19 protein-coding genes and 1 tRNA gene are annotated in these 18,937 nt (G+C 50.6%); 8 read left to right on the top strand and 12 right to left on the bottom strand.

Features of this window, described 5'->3' with window-relative positions:
* Positions 1-45: 45 nt before the first annotated feature.
* A complete protein-coding gene (locus tag ACZ44I_RS07345; protein ID WP_464551209.1) occupies positions 46-255 on the bottom strand; it encodes a hypothetical protein in 210 nt (69 codons plus the stop codon).
* A gap of 35 nt (positions 256-290) precedes the next feature.
* Here ACZ44I_RS07345 and ACZ44I_RS07340 point away from each other — a divergent pair, with 35 nt between their 5' ends.
* Together ACZ44I_RS07340 and ACZ44I_RS07335 are read left to right on the top strand one after the other, a co-directional pair.
* Positions 291-1,709, top strand: a complete 1,419-nt coding sequence (locus ACZ44I_RS07340) for an RNA-guided endonuclease InsQ/TnpB family protein (RefSeq protein WP_464551211.1) — start codon at positions 291-293, stop codon at positions 1,707-1,709.
* A 265-nt stretch (positions 1,710-1,974) separates the two neighbouring features.
* Positions 1,975-3,777 (top strand): IS1634 family transposase, encoded by a 1,803-nt coding sequence (locus tag ACZ44I_RS07335; RefSeq protein WP_464576449.1) that lies wholly within the window; start codon positions 1,975-1,977, stop codon positions 3,775-3,777.
* Positions 3,778-4,350: 573 nt separating this feature from the next.
* Here ACZ44I_RS07335 and ACZ44I_RS07330 read toward each other — a convergent pair.
* From ACZ44I_RS07330 to argH, 11 genes are all read right to left on the bottom strand, one after another.
* A tRNA-Thr gene (locus tag ACZ44I_RS07330) sits at positions 4,351-4,424 on the bottom strand.
* A 139-nt stretch (positions 4,425-4,563) separates the two neighbouring features.
* Entirely contained in the window at positions 4,564-6,315 is a 1,752-nt protein-coding gene (locus ACZ44I_RS07325; RefSeq protein WP_464551214.1) for a DUF2070 family protein, read from the bottom strand.
* A gap of 1 nt (position 6,316) precedes the next feature.
* On the bottom strand, positions 6,317-6,976 hold the full coding sequence (locus ACZ44I_RS07320; RefSeq protein WP_464551216.1) for a diphthine--ammonia ligase: 660 nt from the start codon (positions 6,974-6,976) through the stop codon (positions 6,317-6,319).
* A gap of 1 nt (position 6,977) precedes the next feature.
* Positions 6,978-7,847 (bottom strand): carbohydrate kinase family protein, encoded by an 870-nt coding sequence (locus ACZ44I_RS07315; protein WP_464551218.1) that lies wholly within the window; start codon positions 7,845-7,847, stop codon positions 6,978-6,980.
* A complete protein-coding gene (locus tag ACZ44I_RS07310) occupies positions 7,844-8,182 on the bottom strand; it encodes a DUF555 domain-containing protein (RefSeq protein WP_255332848.1) in 339 nt (112 codons plus the stop codon). The genes ACZ44I_RS07315 and ACZ44I_RS07310 overlap by 4 nt, the downstream gene beginning before the upstream one ends.
* A 17-nt stretch (positions 8,183-8,199) precedes the next feature.
* The gene (locus tag ACZ44I_RS07305) at positions 8,200-8,727 is read right to left on the bottom strand and encodes a nitroreductase family protein (RefSeq protein WP_464551220.1); all 528 of its coding nucleotides are present in this window, start codon (positions 8,725-8,727) and stop codon (positions 8,200-8,202) included.
* Positions 8,714-9,070 (bottom strand): hypothetical protein, encoded by a 357-nt coding sequence (locus ACZ44I_RS07300; protein ID WP_464551222.1) that lies wholly within the window; start codon positions 9,068-9,070, stop codon positions 8,714-8,716. Before ACZ44I_RS07300 ends, ACZ44I_RS07305 begins: the two co-directional genes overlap by 14 nt.
* Before the next feature lie 51 nt (positions 9,071-9,121).
* Positions 9,122-9,406, bottom strand: a complete 285-nt coding sequence (locus tag ACZ44I_RS07295) for a DUF5350 domain-containing protein (protein WP_464551223.1) — start codon at positions 9,404-9,406, stop codon at positions 9,122-9,124.
* Positions 9,407-9,454: 48 nt separating this feature from the next.
* Positions 9,455-11,284 carry a Glu-tRNA(Gln) amidotransferase subunit GatE gene (gatE, locus tag ACZ44I_RS07290; protein WP_464551225.1) on the bottom strand — a complete coding sequence of 610 codons (1,830 nt, stop codon included), beginning with the start codon at positions 11,282-11,284 and terminating at the stop codon, positions 9,455-9,457.
* On the bottom strand, positions 11,274-12,500 hold the full coding sequence (gatD, locus tag ACZ44I_RS07285; RefSeq protein WP_464551227.1) for a Glu-tRNA(Gln) amidotransferase subunit GatD: 1,227 nt from the start codon (positions 12,498-12,500) through the stop codon (positions 11,274-11,276). The genes gatE and gatD overlap by 11 nt, the downstream gene beginning before the upstream one ends.
* The gene (gene argH, locus ACZ44I_RS07280) at positions 12,497-13,978 is read right to left on the bottom strand and encodes an argininosuccinate lyase (RefSeq protein ID WP_464551229.1); all 1,482 of its coding nucleotides are present in this window, start codon (positions 13,976-13,978) and stop codon (positions 12,497-12,499) included. The genes gatD and argH overlap by 4 nt, the downstream gene beginning before the upstream one ends.
* 197 nt (positions 13,979-14,175) lie before the next feature.
* Here argH and ACZ44I_RS07275 point away from each other — a divergent pair, with 197 nt between their 5' ends.
* From ACZ44I_RS07275 to ACZ44I_RS07250, 6 genes are all read left to right on the top strand, one after another.
* Positions 14,176-15,396 (top strand): ABC transporter substrate-binding protein, encoded by a 1,221-nt coding sequence (locus ACZ44I_RS07275; protein ID WP_464576447.1) that lies wholly within the window; start codon positions 14,176-14,178, stop codon positions 15,394-15,396.
* Positions 15,396-16,157 carry an ABC transporter permease gene (locus ACZ44I_RS07270; protein ID WP_464551233.1) on the top strand — a complete coding sequence of 254 codons (762 nt, stop codon included), beginning with the start codon at positions 15,396-15,398 and terminating at the stop codon, positions 16,155-16,157. Before ACZ44I_RS07275 ends, ACZ44I_RS07270 begins: the two co-directional genes overlap by 1 nt.
* Positions 16,154-16,912, top strand: a complete 759-nt coding sequence (locus ACZ44I_RS07265) for an ABC transporter ATP-binding protein (RefSeq protein ID WP_464551235.1) — start codon at positions 16,154-16,156, stop codon at positions 16,910-16,912. The genes ACZ44I_RS07270 and ACZ44I_RS07265 overlap by 4 nt, the downstream gene beginning before the upstream one ends.
* A 60-nt stretch (positions 16,913-16,972) precedes the next feature.
* Positions 16,973-17,479: a 50S ribosomal protein L16 gene (locus ACZ44I_RS07260; RefSeq protein WP_464551237.1), complete on the top strand. Its 507-nt coding sequence runs from the start codon at positions 16,973-16,975 to the stop codon at positions 17,477-17,479.
* A gap of 73 nt (positions 17,480-17,552) precedes the next feature.
* Entirely contained in the window at positions 17,553-18,392 is an 840-nt protein-coding gene (locus ACZ44I_RS07255; RefSeq protein WP_464551239.1) for a fumarate hydratase, read from the top strand.
* Positions 18,389-18,937, top strand: coding sequence for a FumA C-terminus/TtdB family hydratase beta subunit (locus ACZ44I_RS07250; protein WP_464551241.1), 549 nt, complete (start codon positions 18,389-18,391; stop codon positions 18,935-18,937). The genes ACZ44I_RS07255 and ACZ44I_RS07250 overlap by 4 nt, the downstream gene beginning before the upstream one ends.

Genomic DNA, 18,937 nt, shown 5'->3' with positions numbered 1-18,937 from the left:
TTGACTTTTGTCTTTTCACTCATCAATTCATTTCTCAGGTAATAGTTATGCATAAATTCTGAAAATACAGGATTTATTTGCTACAGTTCCCGTCAGCATCTCAAATGCATGGTTAATGCGGGTAATGGTATAGTCCGGATCCCAGACAATGATCGGTGCATTTGCATATGATATCAGGATATTTAGGTATTCATCCAAAAGGGCGAGGAGACCCCGGCATTCATGCCGGGGAGGAATCGCCCATAATTGAACCATAACCCATATCCTGTAGTACAACCCATATGCATCAAATGGTAATTCGAACGGTGTCAAACTATCTGCGACTGCCACAACGACAGTATCATATTATTGACACACTCGCATACCATTCAAAGAATTTGTACAATGTTGCATTGTACAATACCCGGCAACATTACCAGGAGTATTGTGAAAACGCTGCGATCTTTCGAACGGTTCGACCGGATATTGCATCCAGCATCACTATCTGTATCGGTTCCTTTCTCCCCTATACCCGGAAGAAAGACTTTCCCTACAAAGATGTTTCAAATTATGTCCAATCACGCCAGAATGAGAACTATCCGCTGCTCCATAGTGATGTTGCTCAACAGACGATCAGGAGTGTTGAAGAGGCGTACACCTCGTATTTTGCACTCATGCGGATGTACCACTGTGGCGAACTCAGCAGTCAACCACGACCTCCACGCTATCTGGACAAAAATGGCAGGTACAAACTGGCATTTCCTGCATCGCATATCACAATGCGGAATGGATATGTCACTCTCGGCATGTCACGGATGTTTAAAAAACGGCATGGATTAACCGGGAAAGAACTTACATTCAAAATCCCTCCACACATTCAACCAAACCAGATCCGTGAGGTGACCATTGTGCCACACCATAACGGGAAGGTATACACGATCGAATTTGCGTATACGGTTCCCCTTCAACCAACACGTCTTAATCCTGACCATTATCTTGCAATTGATCTCGGCGTTACCAATTTTGCAACAATCGTTGACACTGCTACCGGGACTGCCTCGATTATCGATGGTACGTATCTAAAATCAATCAACCGGTGGTACAACAAAGAAAACGCCCGATTACAATCGATTAAAGATAAACAGGGATTAACCGAGGAGTTTACGCACCGCCAGTCACGCCTCCTCATCAGACGAAATAACAAAATCGATGAGGCGATGAACCGGTTCGTCGCATATCTTATCAAATTTGCATGTGACCACAAAATCGGTACCATTATTGTGCCAACATGGGATGGGATCAAACAAGAGATCAATCATGGTGCGAGAAACAACCAGAATTTCGTCCAGATCCCCTATGCGAAATTTCGACGAAAATTACAGTCAAAATGCGAGCTGTTCGGGATACACTTTGACGATTCCCATGATGAACGGTACACATCTCAGGTTGATGCCCTGGCACTCGATCCGATCCAGAAACCATGGTATGGAAGATGCCGTCGTATCAGCCGGGGACTGTACCAGAGCAGTTCCGGTATCGTGATCAATGCGGATGTCAATGGTGCGTTAAACCATTTGAGAAATGTAGCTGGTGATTCGGTTATGACGCCGATAATCAGTAGCGGTCGTGTCAACCGACCGGTACGAATAAGGCTCAACTACGAGCAACCTTCGTGCACATTAAATTGCAATGTCTGTGGTAACACCGCTATTGCAAGCCCCGCCGTTTAGGGCGGGGTAGTTGACTTGACTCTTCGAGGGCGTCACGGGTTTCGATCAGCTCTTCCAGCTGTGACCTCATCTCTTCTTCAGCTGCCGCAAGCTCCTCGTTCTTTCGCAGAATCTCCTCTTCTTTAAGTAGTCATTTAGAATGCACAATCCGCACCCCATCCACAATTCACATTTAATTATATTTTCATTTAATAATGTACCAACTAGTACAACTATTATCCAACATAATGATTAACTATAAATTCATCCTCATTCTATATCCTTCATGCCAAAACAGAGGGAGAAGAATGGCCTGACCAAAATGGATCGCCTCTACCCGAAAACCAAAATGAGTGTCACCAATCCGATCAAAGAGCTTAGTGATCTGGTGGATCGTATACCGGAATCACCCTCTCCAACACAGATAACCCCATTCATTGCCTTGGTTGTTCGATCAATCCTCGATAAAATCGGGTTTGTTGATCTGGTAAACGAAACGGTATCCTGGGATCCCAATCAATGTTCAATCAGCCCGGGAAACCGAGCACTCGCCCTTGTCCTGCTACCGTTTCTCTCCACCAAACAACGTGTTGCACTGGTTCATGTGAGCCAGCAGCTCGAAGATATCGACACAGAACTGATCTTTGGTTCGGCCATACCTGCCACATCGTTCACTGACGATTGTCTCGGAAGGTTCCTAGACAAGTTCGCAGAAGCATGTCCCTCAAACTTCTTTCAACAGCTCTCTCTCCGGGCCTATGCCACCTACGACATCCCACAATCACTGATCCTCCATAGTGATGTCACATCACATGAGGTCTGTGGCGAGTATGATCTCGATGAAACACCAGATGCTCATGGTCCAACAATCTGTTTTGGCCTCAACAAAACCGGTCGAAAGGATCGCAGGATCTTTCAGACAGGAGTCGTCTCAGATGGCAATGGACTGATCCGGTATTGCAGAACCATGAATGGAAATTATGCAGACTCCGTCTGGAATCTGGAAGCGCTCACCGTTCTACAGGAGATCTTCGGGGAAGAGTTCAGAAACCATACCTATATTGCAGACTCCAAACTCCTCAACCGTCCCAATCTGGAGGTTTTAAACCGGCAGGGATCTGAAGTGCGGTTTATATCGCATATTCCAGCGAATTTTGCAGGGAAACTTGCTGAACGATACCGATCGATTGCCCGTGAACGGAATCAATGGACAGACCTTGGTCAATGTTGCACCGAGGAGGAGGCAGGGAAGCGGGCAACCTACCGTTCACAGCGATTTCAGGTTGAAATCTATGGATTGCCCTATACAGTTGTCGTCTATGAAACATCAGCAGCAGATGAGCGGGTGCAGAGCCAGATCGAGACGGATAGAACTGATTTGGAGAAGTTGATCAAGGAGAAGATGTTCAAAACACCATTTGCCTGTGAACCTGATGCACTGAGGGCAATTGAAGAACTGCACGAACAGTCCCGGAAACTGCTTGTAAAACCAGTGCTCGAGATCGAATCCGAGACAAAACAACGATGGCCGCGGGGGCGGAGGGGAGAGAAGACGAAACCTCTTGAAGAGTGGACGGTCTACCATGTCCGGGTGAAGGAGATCTGTGTGCACGATGAACGCGTGAGAAAATTCAGAGAGAAGAAGGAAACATTCGCTCTCCTGACAAATCATCACGAATCGGATATGGATGACAGGTCCGTGCTCAAGCATTACAAACAGCAGCACATTGTCGAGAATATTTTCCGGACAATGAAATGGTCGGTTATGGCAGACCGGATCTATCTGAATAACCCAAAACGGATCGATGCCATGATGACGATCCTGTATGTCTCGTATCTTGTGATGGGGATTCTGCAGATGATCGCACGGATGAATATCAGGAACCTGCCGGAGCCGCCCAGGATCTATATCGATAATAAACCCCTGAAATCTCCAACCGCGGCGTTTCTGATACAGTCACTTGGCTTATTCAATATTCTCACCGAAGATGGAAACCGCCAGATTACAGGTGTTACTGAACGGAACAGGTATCGTCTTTCGGTTCTGCTCTATCTGATTGGCATGGGTTCAGAGGAAGGAGTATCCTGATTACTTCATGAGTACATCCTAATCGCTCCCGGTGATGCACACGACGATAGCTGACGGCATGGATGTTCTGCAGGGTTGAAAAGAGGCAGAAGTCATCAGGACGGTGAGAGTGAGTGTTTATCTTGCCGGGAGAGAGATGAGAAGGGATCGAATGTCGGACTAATTGACTCTTTTTAGCCTTTAGGGATTCTAATTCAGCTCTTTTGCCTCAGAGGGTGCGGATTCTGAATTAGAACCATTTAGAAGAGGATAATAGAGGCAAAGGATTATATGCCCCTGTAGCAGATACAGATACCGGCGAGGAGTACCCCCTCTGGGATTAATGATCTCCTCGTCGTGACTTTACTCAAATCTAAAGGTTTTTCATCATTTATGCAGAGTATTCAGGCTCTTTTACTATGGCCCCTTTTAGATGTCCGCTTCAACATATACTTCGGAGCATTCAGATTCAAAGATTACTCTTATGGAGGCGGCATCAGGGAGATGAAAACATCGTCCCCGGAAAGCCGATCTTTTCCATCCTGAAACAAACGAAAATAACTCTGTTTTAAGAAGCAAAAACAAAAAATAAGAAGCCTCAGCCGTGATTTGAACACGGGACCTGCTGATTACAAGTCAGCCGCTATGCCGGGCTAAGCCACTGAGGCGCTGTTGACTGCATTATCTGGCACCTGTGGGGAGAGAAACCGCCCCGAATACAAACGCCCTGAAATGCTTATAATAATATGCCTGCCTCATTAAAAAGGTCTTCGGAACATCTCTTCACAACCTCATCAGGTCCTCAGGTCACCAGTATAATCCGATGACAGAGAAGGTCAGGATGGAGAGGATAAATGCCAGAATCAGCATCCCGAGACTTAAGGGGGGAATGAAGACCAGCATGGCATTCACGGTGCTTGCAAACTGTGCAATCCGGTGAGAGCCGAAGATGATGAGTCCTTCACACCATGTTGTCACAGATGCTGATTTCGCAGGCTTCAGATCGGCAACTGCCTCAAGAACAGCAGATCTGACATGGGGAATGATCGAAGAGACGGGAATTATATGGCCGATCGGATTCTTCCCGCTCACGGTATTGACAACATGGGTGTCTGTCGTCATAATTTCGGATTCATCAACGAGATCCTTCACTGCATCCCGTATCTCTTCTCTCACCCCTTTCTGGATATTATTGCCATCAAAGAGAATGTAGGCGCATTTTGTGCCGTCAACGTTCATCACTAACACCTGGATACCGAGATCGCCAAATCCTTCCATTCGTGTAAATGGCAGGCGACGGTGGCATATCCCAATAGAGAACGGCAGAAGCGGTTCTTTTATCGCCTTCTCCATCGCGGCGAGGGCTGCCCGGTAGTATTCGGTTCCAAGAGGAGTTGCGGGCAGCACCGGGGAAGAGACATCTGTCATACAGTTGTGGGCATCTATGAAGGCAACATCACGGAACCACCGGTGCCCCTCGGCCATGATCGTCATCCCGATATTAAAATCGATATCCTCTGTCTTTTCAGGTGAACGGGTGGAGATCATCAGTATCGAGTCAGAGAACCGCTGGGTCAGGATCTCGACACTTTTATGCCGTATCCTGATCGGCCTGCCTGCCCCTTCGGAGAACGAGAGATTTTTCCGGGAATTCTTCATCGCCTCAATGAGCGTATCGGTTTCTGACTCTGAAACCAGGTTAAAATCATGGGTTGCACATCCATGGGCGACAAAGACTTCTTCATCAAACCGATCGTGAATGATTTTGGGGAGGTTTGCACTTCCTGTCTCCCCCAGTGGTCCGGGATGGACATTGGGTATGGTGAGTATCGCATCACCCAAACCATCACGGGAAAAGAAGATGCTCACCTGTGGAATCGTTACCTCCTCTCCGATCTCACAGAAGAAGTCCTCAAGTGTCTTCGATCCATCGGTCATGTGGGCAATAAACGCATTCAGAAAGCTCAGTCCCGAAAGTCCAAAAGCCCGCTTAAGGGGCCTGTCAATGAGCCAGATGAATATTGAGCTACCGATTCCGAAGATGATCAGGAGTCCGCCTGCCCAGAGAACAAATTCCTGCCCGAAATAATAGTATCCGGCTCCGAGCCCAAACAGGCTCTGGAGTGCCGCAGGAATGATCATTCTCCTGAGCCGGTAATCGGCAACAGCGACAAGAACAGGCATCCGGAGCGAGAGGATCATGCCAAGGCCGGTTGCATAGGTTATCGGAAGATAGAACCCTGAATCAACACCGATAACAGCAAAGGCCGTTGTAATGATCCCGATAACCACTGATGCCAGGGCAAGAAGCCCGGATCTGTTCCAGCTCAGTTTCTTTCCTGATAACTGGATAAACTGGCGGGTAAAATAAAAGGCAAAGAGGGCTGGAAGAGTAAAACCGATGGATCCGAAGAACCAGATCGGCTCTTGTGCCCGGATTAATGTAATGTCTATTAAAAAACCGAGAATGATAATGATCAGAAGGGATCGTGGCCAGGAGGGGGCGGTAAAGATAAACCGCGATAATCTCTCGATCCTGACGTCGCCCCCCGGAGCCATACTACCACAATCCGTTGAGAATTAATTCACTTCTGCCAGTATAAACCCTGCGCACCTCGCCGCTCCACCCGATTGGGGTGCTATAGAAGGGTGCGTTTATTGCAAGGGTCTCGTATTCGCCACCCTCTCCTGCGATATGTATCCGGTTCCTCGCTGATATCTGCTTCAGCCTCTCTACCAGTCCGGCATCAATATGGGCACCAAGCATCTCCTCACCCAGCCCGTCTGCTGCACAGACCACGATGATAGCATCAAGCCGACGTACCACTTCATCCATGATCCATTCCGGATCCTTCTGCCAGAGAGGTGTGAAGACAGAAAGCCCCAGCCTCCCGGCAATGGCGCCGACCCGATCATACTGGTACTTCGACTGGATTGCACCGGCAACTATGCCTTCGATTGGAAGAATAGAGAGCCCTTTCTCCAGATCGACCAGTTCCTCCTCCTTTTTACCGTGGGTTGTAATCTCTATGTACTCCATCCGGGCCCGTTCTGCGATCAGTCGGACCGCATCCAGGTTTGATGAATGGAACATATAGGAATCCGGATTATCCGGCCGGACACAGACGATATATCCGATATCTAGCCCGGCATCGAGTGCAAGCTGGATAGAGAGGACGGAATCCTTTCCACCTGATGTCAGTGCCGCATACACCTGCATATCACCCAAAGTATGTATCCAGCCTATCCTGCATCTGATCCCAGGTCGGTAAATTCGTCTGGCAACCGGTCTTCTCGATGACAAATGACGAACAGACTGTTCCGATTCGGCAGCAGTCTGTAAGAGGCAGCTTTTTCTTGTACGCCGTCAGGAACCCCGCCCGGTATGCATCGCCAGCTCCGGTCGGGTCAACAAGCGTCACTGGAACTGATGGGATCACCGTGAGCGCTCCATCTTCGTAGAGTCTGCTCCCATCTTTCCCCTGGGTAAAGATTGCAACAGGAACGCGTGCAGAAAGCTCCTCTTCGGTATGGGAAAGTACTTTAGCCATAATTTCTGCCTCGTAACGGTTTGCAAAGAGAATATCAATTGAATCAAGCAGCTGTTCAAACTGCTCGGCACTATATTTGTGGATATCCTGTCCAGGATCAAAAGAGGCAAAACCGGCACGCTCCGCGACCTTCACGTTGTACGAGGGATCGGCGGTTGCCATATGCACAAAGTCAAACGATGGTGGATCAGCTTTTGTAAAAGCTTCCGATGCACCCCATTCAAAGAACGTGATCTGATCCTCCCGTTCATCGGTGAACATGCAGGCAAGGGGTGTGTGGGCTTCCTCCTCGATGTAGAAGTACCTGCCGACATGATGTGAATGAAGCCAGCGGTCATAATCTGTTCCTTCAAAATCGCCTCCTACAGCGGAGACGAGTGTTGATTCCCCACCAAGGACTGCAATGCCAACAGCGATATTCGCCGCACCGCCGCCGAAGAAGATCTGGTGATCGAGGATCTGTGTCGAGGTGTTTGGATCAGGAAGGTGCGGGACACGAAAGATATGATCTGTCGCCGTATGGCCGACGACATGAATCATATCTCGATCACTTCCACAACCTGAAGTGGAATCTCCCTGAGTGCTTTTCCGATTGTCGCTTTTGCGATACGCTCGGCATGCTGCTCGGACTCCGCCTTGAAGACCTTCATATCAAGTGTCAGTCCCACAAGGGCGGTATTTGCTACCATAAGCGCATTATTCAGTTCTTCTTCGCAATTTGGGCATGATGTTGCCCCGATCTCGACCTCGACAAATTTTGCCGTCGGATTGAGTCGCTTACCAGCCTCGCTGATGGCAATACCGATCGCATCGTCAACGGTTTTAACGTCCTTTACGATCCATGCCGATTCCAGTGTCACATGATAATCTGCCATATTTATCCATCTCCAATTTACCAGTAATCCTCGTGAAGGTGTTCGTGAATGGTCATCCGCTCAGGCGATACCGCCTGCTCCTTCCCCTCTCCGATCAGGAGGACAGCAACCGGCCGGACATGGGGTGGTATGCCGAGGATCTCCTTCACTTCCTCCTCGTCAAATGCCCCGATCCAGCAGGTGGCACGCCCAAGGGCATGGCTTGCAAGCATCATGTAGGTTCCGGCGATAGTCGCATCCTGAACCGCATAAAGTATCCCCCGCTCCCCGTACCGTGACATCGATCTGACATAATTTGCACATATGACAAAAGCGGTCCCTGCATGGGCAATAAACTCCTGGTTGAATGCCGCATCTGCAAGAGATTCAAGGAGATCCTCCTGCCTGCAGATGATCACATCCCACGCTTCGCGGTTGCCGGCAGTCGGACATGTTGATGCAGCAGAGAGAATATACTCTCTCTCCTCCTGAGAAATCTGCTCGCCGGTATAACTCCTGACTGAACCGCGGGATTTCAGAAAACCAAGAAATTCAGAGGATTCCATGTGAATGTAATACTTCCCAGGCTTTCTGTGCTGCCGTTGTTGCAGCAGATACGCCTTCGCCTGCCCGCTCTGTTGCAAGGCCAAACTGGCTGCTTTCGGTGAGGCTGATCATCTCCGAGAGGGAGTGGGCCACTTTAGAAAAATCCGCATTCCCGGTTGCAGCTGATGCTGTCTCCGCATCTGCACGCAATTCCTCAATAATGCCTATCAACATTCTCTTGCCGCCTGTCCGCTCTTCTTTTGGATAATCCGGCAGGCTCATGAGCATCTTTGATACCTGGATAATGCCGGTCTTGAGACGCTCAGCATACTGCCATGATAAAACTGCATTCCTGACATCCATATGGATATACAGGCGATAAAAGAATATAAAAAGGTAGGTAGTAGGCTTCTATTACCGCCTGGATTTCTGTTTTGCGCCCATCATCGTCTTCTTCGAGCGTCGAATGTGGCGACGGACACGTGGGTCGACAACATGTCCTCCCCTGCGCCCTCCGCCCCCGCGTCCCTGCTGCTGGGCGTTTGCCATCTTCTGCTCAAGCTTCTTGACGATGGTATATCTCTTAAATCTCTGGTTCGGTCCCGGCTTCTTAGCCTCACCACTCTTCTGAGGAACCAGTCTGATCTGTCCCTGGTTTCCTTTTACCTGGTGCCAGTTTATGCTGCCTGTCTTTCCCATGTGAAACTCCTTATAACTACTGTCTGGCTTTTTGATAAAGATATCTTTTCAAATCTTCTTCTCAAGTGATCGTTTCAGAATCTCTGCAACGATCTGCCCGTCTATCCTGCCCCTCACTTCCTTCATAACAACACCCATCACCGGACCAAGCGCCGCCATCTTGCGTTCTTTGATAAAATCGGCACGTTCGGCGACAATTCCCTCGATTAAGGATTCCAGATCGGAAACCGAGAATGTTGGTCCGACTGACATAATTGCCTCTTCGAGTGGTGAACCCCCGGCAAGGGCACGGAGGATGTCGGGAATTGCCTCCTTGGCAATCTCCCCCCCATTGACGCGTAAGAGGAGATCGATCAGCGTCTCATCAGGTATTCCTCCGCAGTCAACACCATCGCGGGATAATTCCCGCAGGGTTGAGATGAGGGTACGTGCAGCTAATGCAGGTTTTATCCCGGCTGCAATCGCCTTCTCGAAGGTGATAAGCCGATCCGAGTATGCGATATGGCGGGCAAGCGCGCTATCTATGCCGAGATCCCTGGTAAACCGTGCCGCAACTTCGGTCAATAGCTCCGGGACCTCGATTGCATCCATCATCTCCCCGGTAATCTCAACAGGAAGAACGTCCGTCTCGGGGTACATCCGTGCAGCTCCCGGGAGTGGCCGCATATATGCGGAGCTTCCTTCAGGAAGCATCTTCCGGGTCTCTTCAGGAACCCCTTCAAATGCCATCTCTGCACGCTTCAGCGCCTGTTTGATTGCACAAGATGCCTCCTCTTCTGTTCCTGAGACGATGATCACACAGTCGGCCTCACCTGCGACTGCACGCTCCCTCAGGGCAGCAACCTCCTCTTCAGTGACGCCGTATGCAGGCAGCTCATCGGTGTGGAACAGGCCGCCGACGCCGCATTTCTTTGCATAATCCGACATCTCACTTCCAAGGCGGCGTCCGGGCTGGATCTCACGCCCGACGATCCCGGCAAATCCTTTCAGGGTCGCAGCCATGATGCATGGCGCCTTCTTCAGCACCTTCGATTTCGTGGATGAGAAGAGATCAGTGACATCGATCCCCTCCTGAGGTACTTCAGCAGAACGGCTTTTCAGTTCTTCCCTGATCGCAAGCAGGCTTACCTGCCGCTCAACTTCACGGGAGACGACCTCCGGGATCAGATCGAGTTCCTGCACCCCCTTGATCTCAACACGGGCACCGTCCCTGATCGAGATGTTCACATCCTGCCGGATCGTTCCAAGACCGCGTTTCACTTTCCGGGTTGATCTGAGGATCATGCCGATATATTCTGCAATCTCCTTCACTTCTTCCGGGGTATGCATGCAGGGGGCGGTTGTGATCTCAACAAGCGGTATCCCGAGTCTGTCCAGTGAGAATGTCTTGTCTGTCACTCTCTGGGCCGCTTCCTCTTCAAGACAGATCGACTCGATTGTACAGTTGCCACCTGCTATCCCGTTCATGGCAACAAGTGCCGTTCTCTGGAAGCCGGTGGTGTTAGACCCGTCGATCACCATCTTCCGCATCGTATGCACCTGAGAAATCGGCGTCATCGAGAGCATCTTTGCGATGGTGAGGGTGATCTGAAGGGCTTCGGGATTCATCGGTGTTGGCGGCTCATCATCATTCTCGACAAGGCAGGTGGTATCGTAGCAATAGTATGAGAAGAAGCGCATCTGTTTCATCTCTTCTTCTGCCGCACGGTCGATAGCACCCATCTCCGAGACTGTTGCCCTCAGGTATCGCCTGATCTCACCGTTTCTCTCATCAATATTCCTGAGAATGGTCGGACACCTGCAATAGAGTTTTTCAGCTGTGTCAAGCTGCTGGTGAATCTCAATTCCAGCGGTCAGGCCGAGTGCCTTATAATCCATACACAGACCTCCGTATAATCTCACCCTTCAGATTCTCCTGCATCAACTGCCGAATCTCCTCAGGCTCCTCTGTCTGCCCAAGAACCCACATCAGTTTGACAAGTGCAGTCTCGGGGAGCATATCTTCTCCTTCGATGACACCTGCCCTGAGGAGATCCCTCCCCGTATCATAGACCCGGTCACAGACCCTTCCCTGGAGGCATTGCGTTGTCATCACGATTGTTGTTCCATTGCAGACAAGCTTACGTATCTTCTCCATAAGGGCAGTTCCGACATGGCCAAGACCGGTTCCGGCGATGACAAGTCCGCGATATGATGTATATGAATCAAGAATTGCCGGATCCATCCCCGGATAGTAGGAGATAAGGGCACATCTCTCCTCCATTGTATCCCTGAGAGTCAACTCCCGTACACCTCTCCCTATGGCATCTGCCTGAAGCGATACCTCAAGTTCCGGGTAGTTAACCGTGGCAATCGGTTCTGCCCCGATACTCTGGAATGCATCGCGGCGTGATGTGTGCATCTTTCGTACCCTTGTCGCCCGGTGCACAGCACAATAATCGTCATTGACGGTACCGTGCATGCAGATGGCGACCTCACCCAGATTCGCAGATGCAGCAGCAGCACTACAGAGTGCATTCATCACATTGTCGCTGCTCGGACGGTCGGCTGATCGCTGGGAACCGACAAAGATGATGGGAACCGGTGTATCAAGCATGAAGCTGATGGCAGATGCCGAATATGCCATCGTATCGGTTCCATGAGTGACGATGACACCCCGGGCGCCTGCCTGAATCTCATCATGGATGCTGCGTGCAAGCTCAATCCACATTGAGGGTTTCATATTCTCAGACAGTATCGAGAATGGCTGTCTGGTTCGGAAACGCCCGATTGTAGCAAGCCGGGGAATTGCAGAGATGATCTCATCAGCTGTTGATCTGCTTGTTACCGCCCCTGTCCGGTAGTCCACACGGGATGCGATGGTGCCTCCGGTTGAAATGATTGCAAGCTCCGGTAATTTCGAATCCTGCACAACAGGCGATTCGACTCCTTTTCTCTCATCTCCATCCCTGATATGCCTGATTTCAGAGAATGGAACCCCGATATTATATCCTGAGGAGAGTTTCAGGACAGCTCTCTCATCCCGCTCTGTGATATATACAGCCTCGAGCGTCTTCCCGCCAATGGTGCAGGAGACGAGATCTCCGGTCTTCATGCTTCAATAAGCCCCCGTATTATGGAGACAAGCTCCTCTTCAGCATCCTGTAAAGCTCTTCTCTTCATCTGTATCGTCTCATTATGTTCCTTCAGAAGACCTGAGCGTATCCTAATCGCATCAAGGATAGCCTCTTCAGCTGGCCCTCCGGCAACCTTCTTCGCGGCAACAACAAGGCTGGGATCGAGTGCATTTCGAATTCGCTCCTCGGTAAGCCCCATCTCCTGAAGAGAAATACCCGAGATCTCTTTGCCAGCTTTTTCGATTATGCTCAGGGTGATCTCTTTTGAGCGGACCGCCCGGCCGACAATGTTGTGAGCTGTTCTGAATGGAAGCCCAAACTCGCGCACAAGTGTATCGGCAAGTTCGGTGGCGGTCGAAAAGCCCCTGCCACTCTCACGATACATCTTTTCAACATTGAATACTGCTGTATCCATCATTCCAGCAAGAATCTCCATGCTTGTAGCGGTATGGGAGATTCCGTTCCAGAGATGTGGTGTCAGGGTCTGGAGATCGCGGTTATAGCTCATGGGGAGCCCTTTCATGCAGACGAGTGCGGACTGGAATGCCCCGAAAACCGTTCCTGCGTGTCCGCGCATAATCTCGGCACAGTCCGGGTTCTTCTTCTGTGGCATGATCGAACTGGTGGAGCAGTATATGTCATCAAGCTCGATAAATTCCACAAAGGCACTGCTCCAGAGGATCAGCTCTTCACAGAGCCTGCTTGCATCTGCCATCAGAATGGCGAGGGCAGAGAGCGTCTCAAGTGCAAAATCCCTCCCCGAAACCGCATCCATCGAGTTGCCAAGGATGCTGTTGAACCCAAGCAGCCGACAGGTCATCTCACGATCGATCGGAAAACCTGTCGATGCAAATGCGGCAGACCCAAGAGGTGATCGGTTCACGCGGGCAAAGGTTTCGAGAAGCCTCTCTGCACTTCGGGAAAAAGCCTCTTCATAACCGAGAAGATGATGGGCGAGTGTTGTTGGCTGTGCATGTTGGAGGTGAGTGAAGCCCGGCATAACGGTTCCTGTATGCTCCCCAGCACGCCGGATGAGGATCTCCCTGAGTGTGGCAACTGATGTCAGGATCTCCAGAATATCCTCACGCACCCTGATCCTGAGGCAGGTTGCCACCTCATCGTTTCGTGAGCGTGCAAGGTGCAGCCGTCCTCCGGCATCGATACCAGCCTCAGCAATCAATTCTCCCTCTATTCCCGCATGGATATCTTCAAAACACTCATCAAATGCCTCATCCGGGATGCCTTCTGTATACATTCGGAAAAGGGCTGCTGCAATCTTCTGTGCATGCTCCCTTGCTATCAGCCCCTGCCGGTTCAGCATCGCCAGGTGAGCCATATCCACCCGGAGATCCGCAGAGGCGATCCTTTGGTCAGCTTCCATTGATGAGAGGTACCGGGCAATAAGCGTGTTCCGCTCTCCGGTAAGCCTCCCTTCCCGTATCTGGTCGTGTCGCATCCTCTTCCTCTTCAGGTATGATGGTACCTGAAAACTGATTATCTCTTCGTAGATATCGATTCTTTTCAGGAAGGACTGTGGTGATTGTCCTCAGCAAAAAATCTCTTTTTGTAGAATTTATTGTTAAAATATCTCTAAAATGTCCACGAAATTCCGAAATCCAATAGATTATATAGTCTTCCCCACCACTCCTAGGTATGAAAATGAAGGTGTTAGGGTGTATCATAACTCTTCTTGCACTTGCCCTGCTTGTAGCGGGCTGTGTCACAGAAGATGTACCGGTAACTCCCCCTGAAGGTATGCAGAGTGAAGTAGGTATCATGTATACGGCAACCGGGCAGATGCCTGTATTGCTCTCAACCGGTCAGATCGATGGGTACATGGTATGGCAGCCATTCGTCTCTGTAGCTGAGGTTTCAGGTATTGGAACTGTTGTCAGCTATTCACAGGATCTTCCTCCAGCAGGTACCTGGACAGATCACACCTGTGATGCACTGTCTGCACGCGAGGACTTCATAACTGCAAACCCTGATTTTGTGAATGCAATTGCTGCACTCCTTATTCTCTCAGGCAACTATGTCCAGGAGAACCCTGATCGTGCCGCAGAGGTCTCCGCCAACTGGCTCTTTGGTGGCGGGACCATGACTTTTGGTGATGTAAAGGTCGATTCAAAGGATGTTCTTGCCCATTCCATACCGACAATCCGGTTCTCGACTGAACCCTCTGAAGAGTGGCTCCAGAGTAATGATCGCTTCATCGAAGCGCTCCGCGAGATCGGTTATCTGACGGGAAGCCTTAAAGATACCTCAAATGATGATGTACGTACCACACTCTATGACTTCTCCCATTACGAAGCCGCACGGGCGATGGTAGACGCAGGCGAGATCACAACTCCGGATAAGCTGACAAGTCCAGTCTCACTTGGTTTTCTTCCATCAGATCATGATGCACCCCTCTTTGTTGCTTTAAAGGACTGGGAATACTTCAATGAGAACTATGGGATTGCTCTGAAGCCACGGACAACTGCCCCGGGCAAGGTCGATGTTGCCGATTTAATCGTCAATGGTGAGACCATTGCAGAAGTCAGGCTCGTCCAGGGTGAAGGTGGCGCCCAGCTGATGACACTCATGGGAAGCGAAGCTATCCAGCTCTCCTATGCAGGCACCCCGCCAACAATCTCTGCGATTGACAAGGGAATGGCTATTAAGATCCTGCTTCCAACACAGAATGAAGGATCAGGCCTTGTTGTTGCGGCATCTGCTCCGGTTGAAGACTGGGATTCATTCATCGCATGGGCTGATGCACGATCCGCCGAGGGTCGGCCACTGAAGATTGCCGCACCAATACGTGGTTCGATCCAGGATGTGCAGATAAAATATGCGCTCCAGGACAGCGGTGTGGTGGTGAAAGAAGTCTGATGAGATGGTATCTGAAATTATTACCTCCCTTTTTTCTTCTCCTTGCATGGGAAGTCGCGTCGATTTTGATCAATAACCCATTCATCCTCCCGACACCGGCGTCTGTTGCTGCGGTCCTTATGACTCCTGCGGCAGATATTCTCGGGAGCGGGAGTATCATCGATAATACACTGCTCTCTGTCTGGAGAGTTCTGCTGGGTTTTGGATTGGCAGTTCTCTGTGCTGTTCCGATTGGGATTATTATAGGCCGTTATCGCACCATCGAAGAACTGGTAAACCCTATCATCCAGCTCCTCAGGCCGATCCCGCCGCTTGCATGGGTCCCTCTGGCATTAGCATGGTTTAAGATTGGTCTCCTTTCAATCGTCTTCATCATCTTCATCGGGTCGTTTTTCCCGATACTGATCAATAGCATAGATGGTGTACGGAGGGTGAATCGTACCTGGATCGAGACTGCGGCGATCTATGGTGCAAAAGGGTGGAAGCTCCTTGCATATGTGATTTTACCGGCTGCTGCCCCTGCGATCTGGACTGGTCTTCGGGTCGGTTTTGGAGTTGCCTGGATGTGTGTCGTTGCAGCTGAAATGCTTCCTGGCACCAGCTCGGGTATCGGGTACCTGATCATGTACTCATACAACTGGGGTCAGGTGCAGGTGATTATCGCTGGTATGATTGTCATTGGTATCATCGGGATCGGCGTGGATATTCTCTTCCGCGCCGTTGAGAAACGGAAGTTCCAGTGGCAGGAGATGAACAGATGACTGTTGTCCTCAGAAATGTCAGCAAAACCTTTACAACACGACAGAATGAGCCGCTCATCGCTCTTGATAATATCTCGGCCCAGGTAGCAAAAGGCGAGTTCCTCTGCATCCTCGGCCCCTCAGGGTGTGGGAAGACTACCCTCCTCCGGATGATCGGTGGCCTTGATCATCCGACATCGGGGGAGATTGATGTTGAAGGAACTCCTGTCACCGGACCTGATCCGCGTCTTGCGATGATCTTCCAGGAGTACTCGCTCTATCCCTGGCGAACCATCCGGGCAAATGTGGGCTTCGGCCTCCAGATGCGCGGGATGCCCCACGAAGAGCGCGAGGAGATCGTAAACCGCTTCATCAGTCTTGTCGGTCTGGAAGGATTTGGTGATAGTTACCCATATGAACTCTCAGGGGGGATGCGGCAGCGTGTAGCAGTCGCCAGGGCGCTGGCAACTGATCCTGCTGTCCTCCTGATGGATGAGCCGTTTGGCGCCCTTGATGCTCAGACACGAAACCGGATGCAGAAAGAGCTCCTCCAGATCTGGGAGAAGACGAAGAAGACGGTTATCTTTGTAACGCACAGCGTGGATGAAGCGGTCTATTTAGCCGATCGGATTATGGTACTCTCACCACGACCCGGAAGGATAGCCGGGATCTATGATGTCGAGATCCCCCGCCCTCGTGAACGAACAAGTGTTGCGTTTGCGACCCTCCGCCGGGATGTGCTGGAATTGATCGATCGTCTCGAGGACAGCCCATAACTTTTATACCTCATACCATCCATTTTATTAAGCATATTTTCATAGCGAGGAGTTTTTTACATGGTACGAAAACCAGCAAAGATGTACAGGGCCATTTCAAAGAAGGCATATACACGCAGGAAATATATGGGTGGTGTCCCGGGCCTGAAGATTGTCCAGTTTGATATGGGAAATCTGAAGGAAGAATTCCCGGTTGCCCTCCACCTTGAGGTGAAAGAGGCATGTCAGCTTCGTCACTCAGCTCTTGAAGCTGCCCGTGTGAACATGAATCGTCGCCTTATGAAGGATGTGGGCAGGAGTAACTTCCATATGAAGCTCCGTGTCTATCCTCACCATGTTCTCAGGGAGAACAAACAGGCAACCGGTGCAGGTGCAGACCGTGTTTCAGAAGGAATGCGTCTTGCATTTGGAAAGGCAGTCGGAACTGCCGCACGTGTACAGGAGAAACAGCGGGTATTCACCATCTGGACATCCCCCCAGCACGTTGAGAAAGCAAAGTATGCACTTCTCCACGGTGGACACAAGCTTCCAACACCTGTTCGTGTCGTCATTGAAGAGAAGAACTAAAAAACCTCCAATATCTCTTTTTTTACCTGTATATTTCACGAGTTTTATCACCTTTCGCAACTCATTAGGCGGTATGAATGCCCGTGAAGAGCAGACGCTCCGAAAGGCTGTGTCAGATGCGACGTGTGCCTGTATACATGAGGCTGAGGTATTCCTTCCCCCGGATGTAAAGGCTGCAATTGATGCTGCATACGAGTCGGAGACCGATCCTGTGGCCCGGGGGGAGCTTGCCAATATTCGCGCCAATATATCCGAGGCCGAAAGACTGAATCTCCCTCTCTGCCAGGATACCGGAATTGCCGTCATCTACATGACAGTACCCCATTGCTATCCCCTCCATGAAGCAGATCTGAGGGAAGCCGTCTATGATGGGGTCAGGCGTGCAACCCTCTCTGTTCCCCTCAGACCAAACGTCGTCGATCCGGTTTCACGGCAGAACAGTGGTGATAATATCGGTGTTGGCATCCCGCCGATCCATATCAGTGAAGGATCTGATCTCACCATCACTGTCCTTCCGAAAGGAGCCGGATCCGAGAATGTCTCACGCATCGGGATGTTTCTTCCTTCACAGGGAAATGAGATCCCTGCATTTATTGTTGAAACTGTACTGCTGGCTGGCGGCCGGCCATGCCCGCCGGTTGTTGTCGGCGTTGGGATCGGAGGCACATTTGATCTGGCTGCTGCTCTTGCAAAAGAGGCGCTCCTCCTCCCTATCGATTCGATGGATACCTATGAAACGGAGATCTGTGGTGCAATAAACAACCTCGGAATCGGCCCGATGGGGCTTGGGGGCAGCACAACTGCTCTTGCAGTGAAGGTGAAGAAAGCCCACTGCCATACAGCATCCCTCCCGGTTGCCGTAAATATCCAGTGCTGGGCATGCAGGCGGGCGACACGGAAGGTGAGTCTATGAAGATCAAAACTCCACTTGGAGATGAGATTCTGACTCTCAGGGCAGGAGATTCTGTTCTTTTATCCGGAACCATCTACACGGCACGGGATGAGGCGCATCTCAGAATGATGGAGGAAAAAATCCCTTTTAATCCAAAGGGGGCCGCGATCTACCACTGCGGACCAGTAATCCGGGATGATCAGATCATCGCCGCAGGCCCCACCACGTCTGCCCGGATGAACCGGCTGACAGGTTTCCTCCTCGATTTCTGGGTGCGTTGCCTGATTGGAAAAGGGGGGATGAGTGAAGATGTTGCCACATCCCTGAAAGGCCGTGGGGTCTATCTTGCCTTTACCGGAGGCTGTGCCGCCCTTGCGGCATCTCATATGAAACTCGCCGGTGTCTTCTATCCCGATCTCGGGATGGCCGAGGCGATATGGGAGATTGAGGTGAATTCCCTCCCACTGGTGGTTGGCATTGATGCAACCGGGGGCAACCTCTTCTCCAGGGTGGATGAAAGGGCACGGGAACGGTATGATACATGGATCAGAAATCAGGTGCGATGA

This window comes from Methanocalculus pumilus (assembly GCF_055382585.1).
Note: the sequence above shows the minus strand (reverse complement) of the source record. Positions and strands in the feature narration are given on the sequence as shown.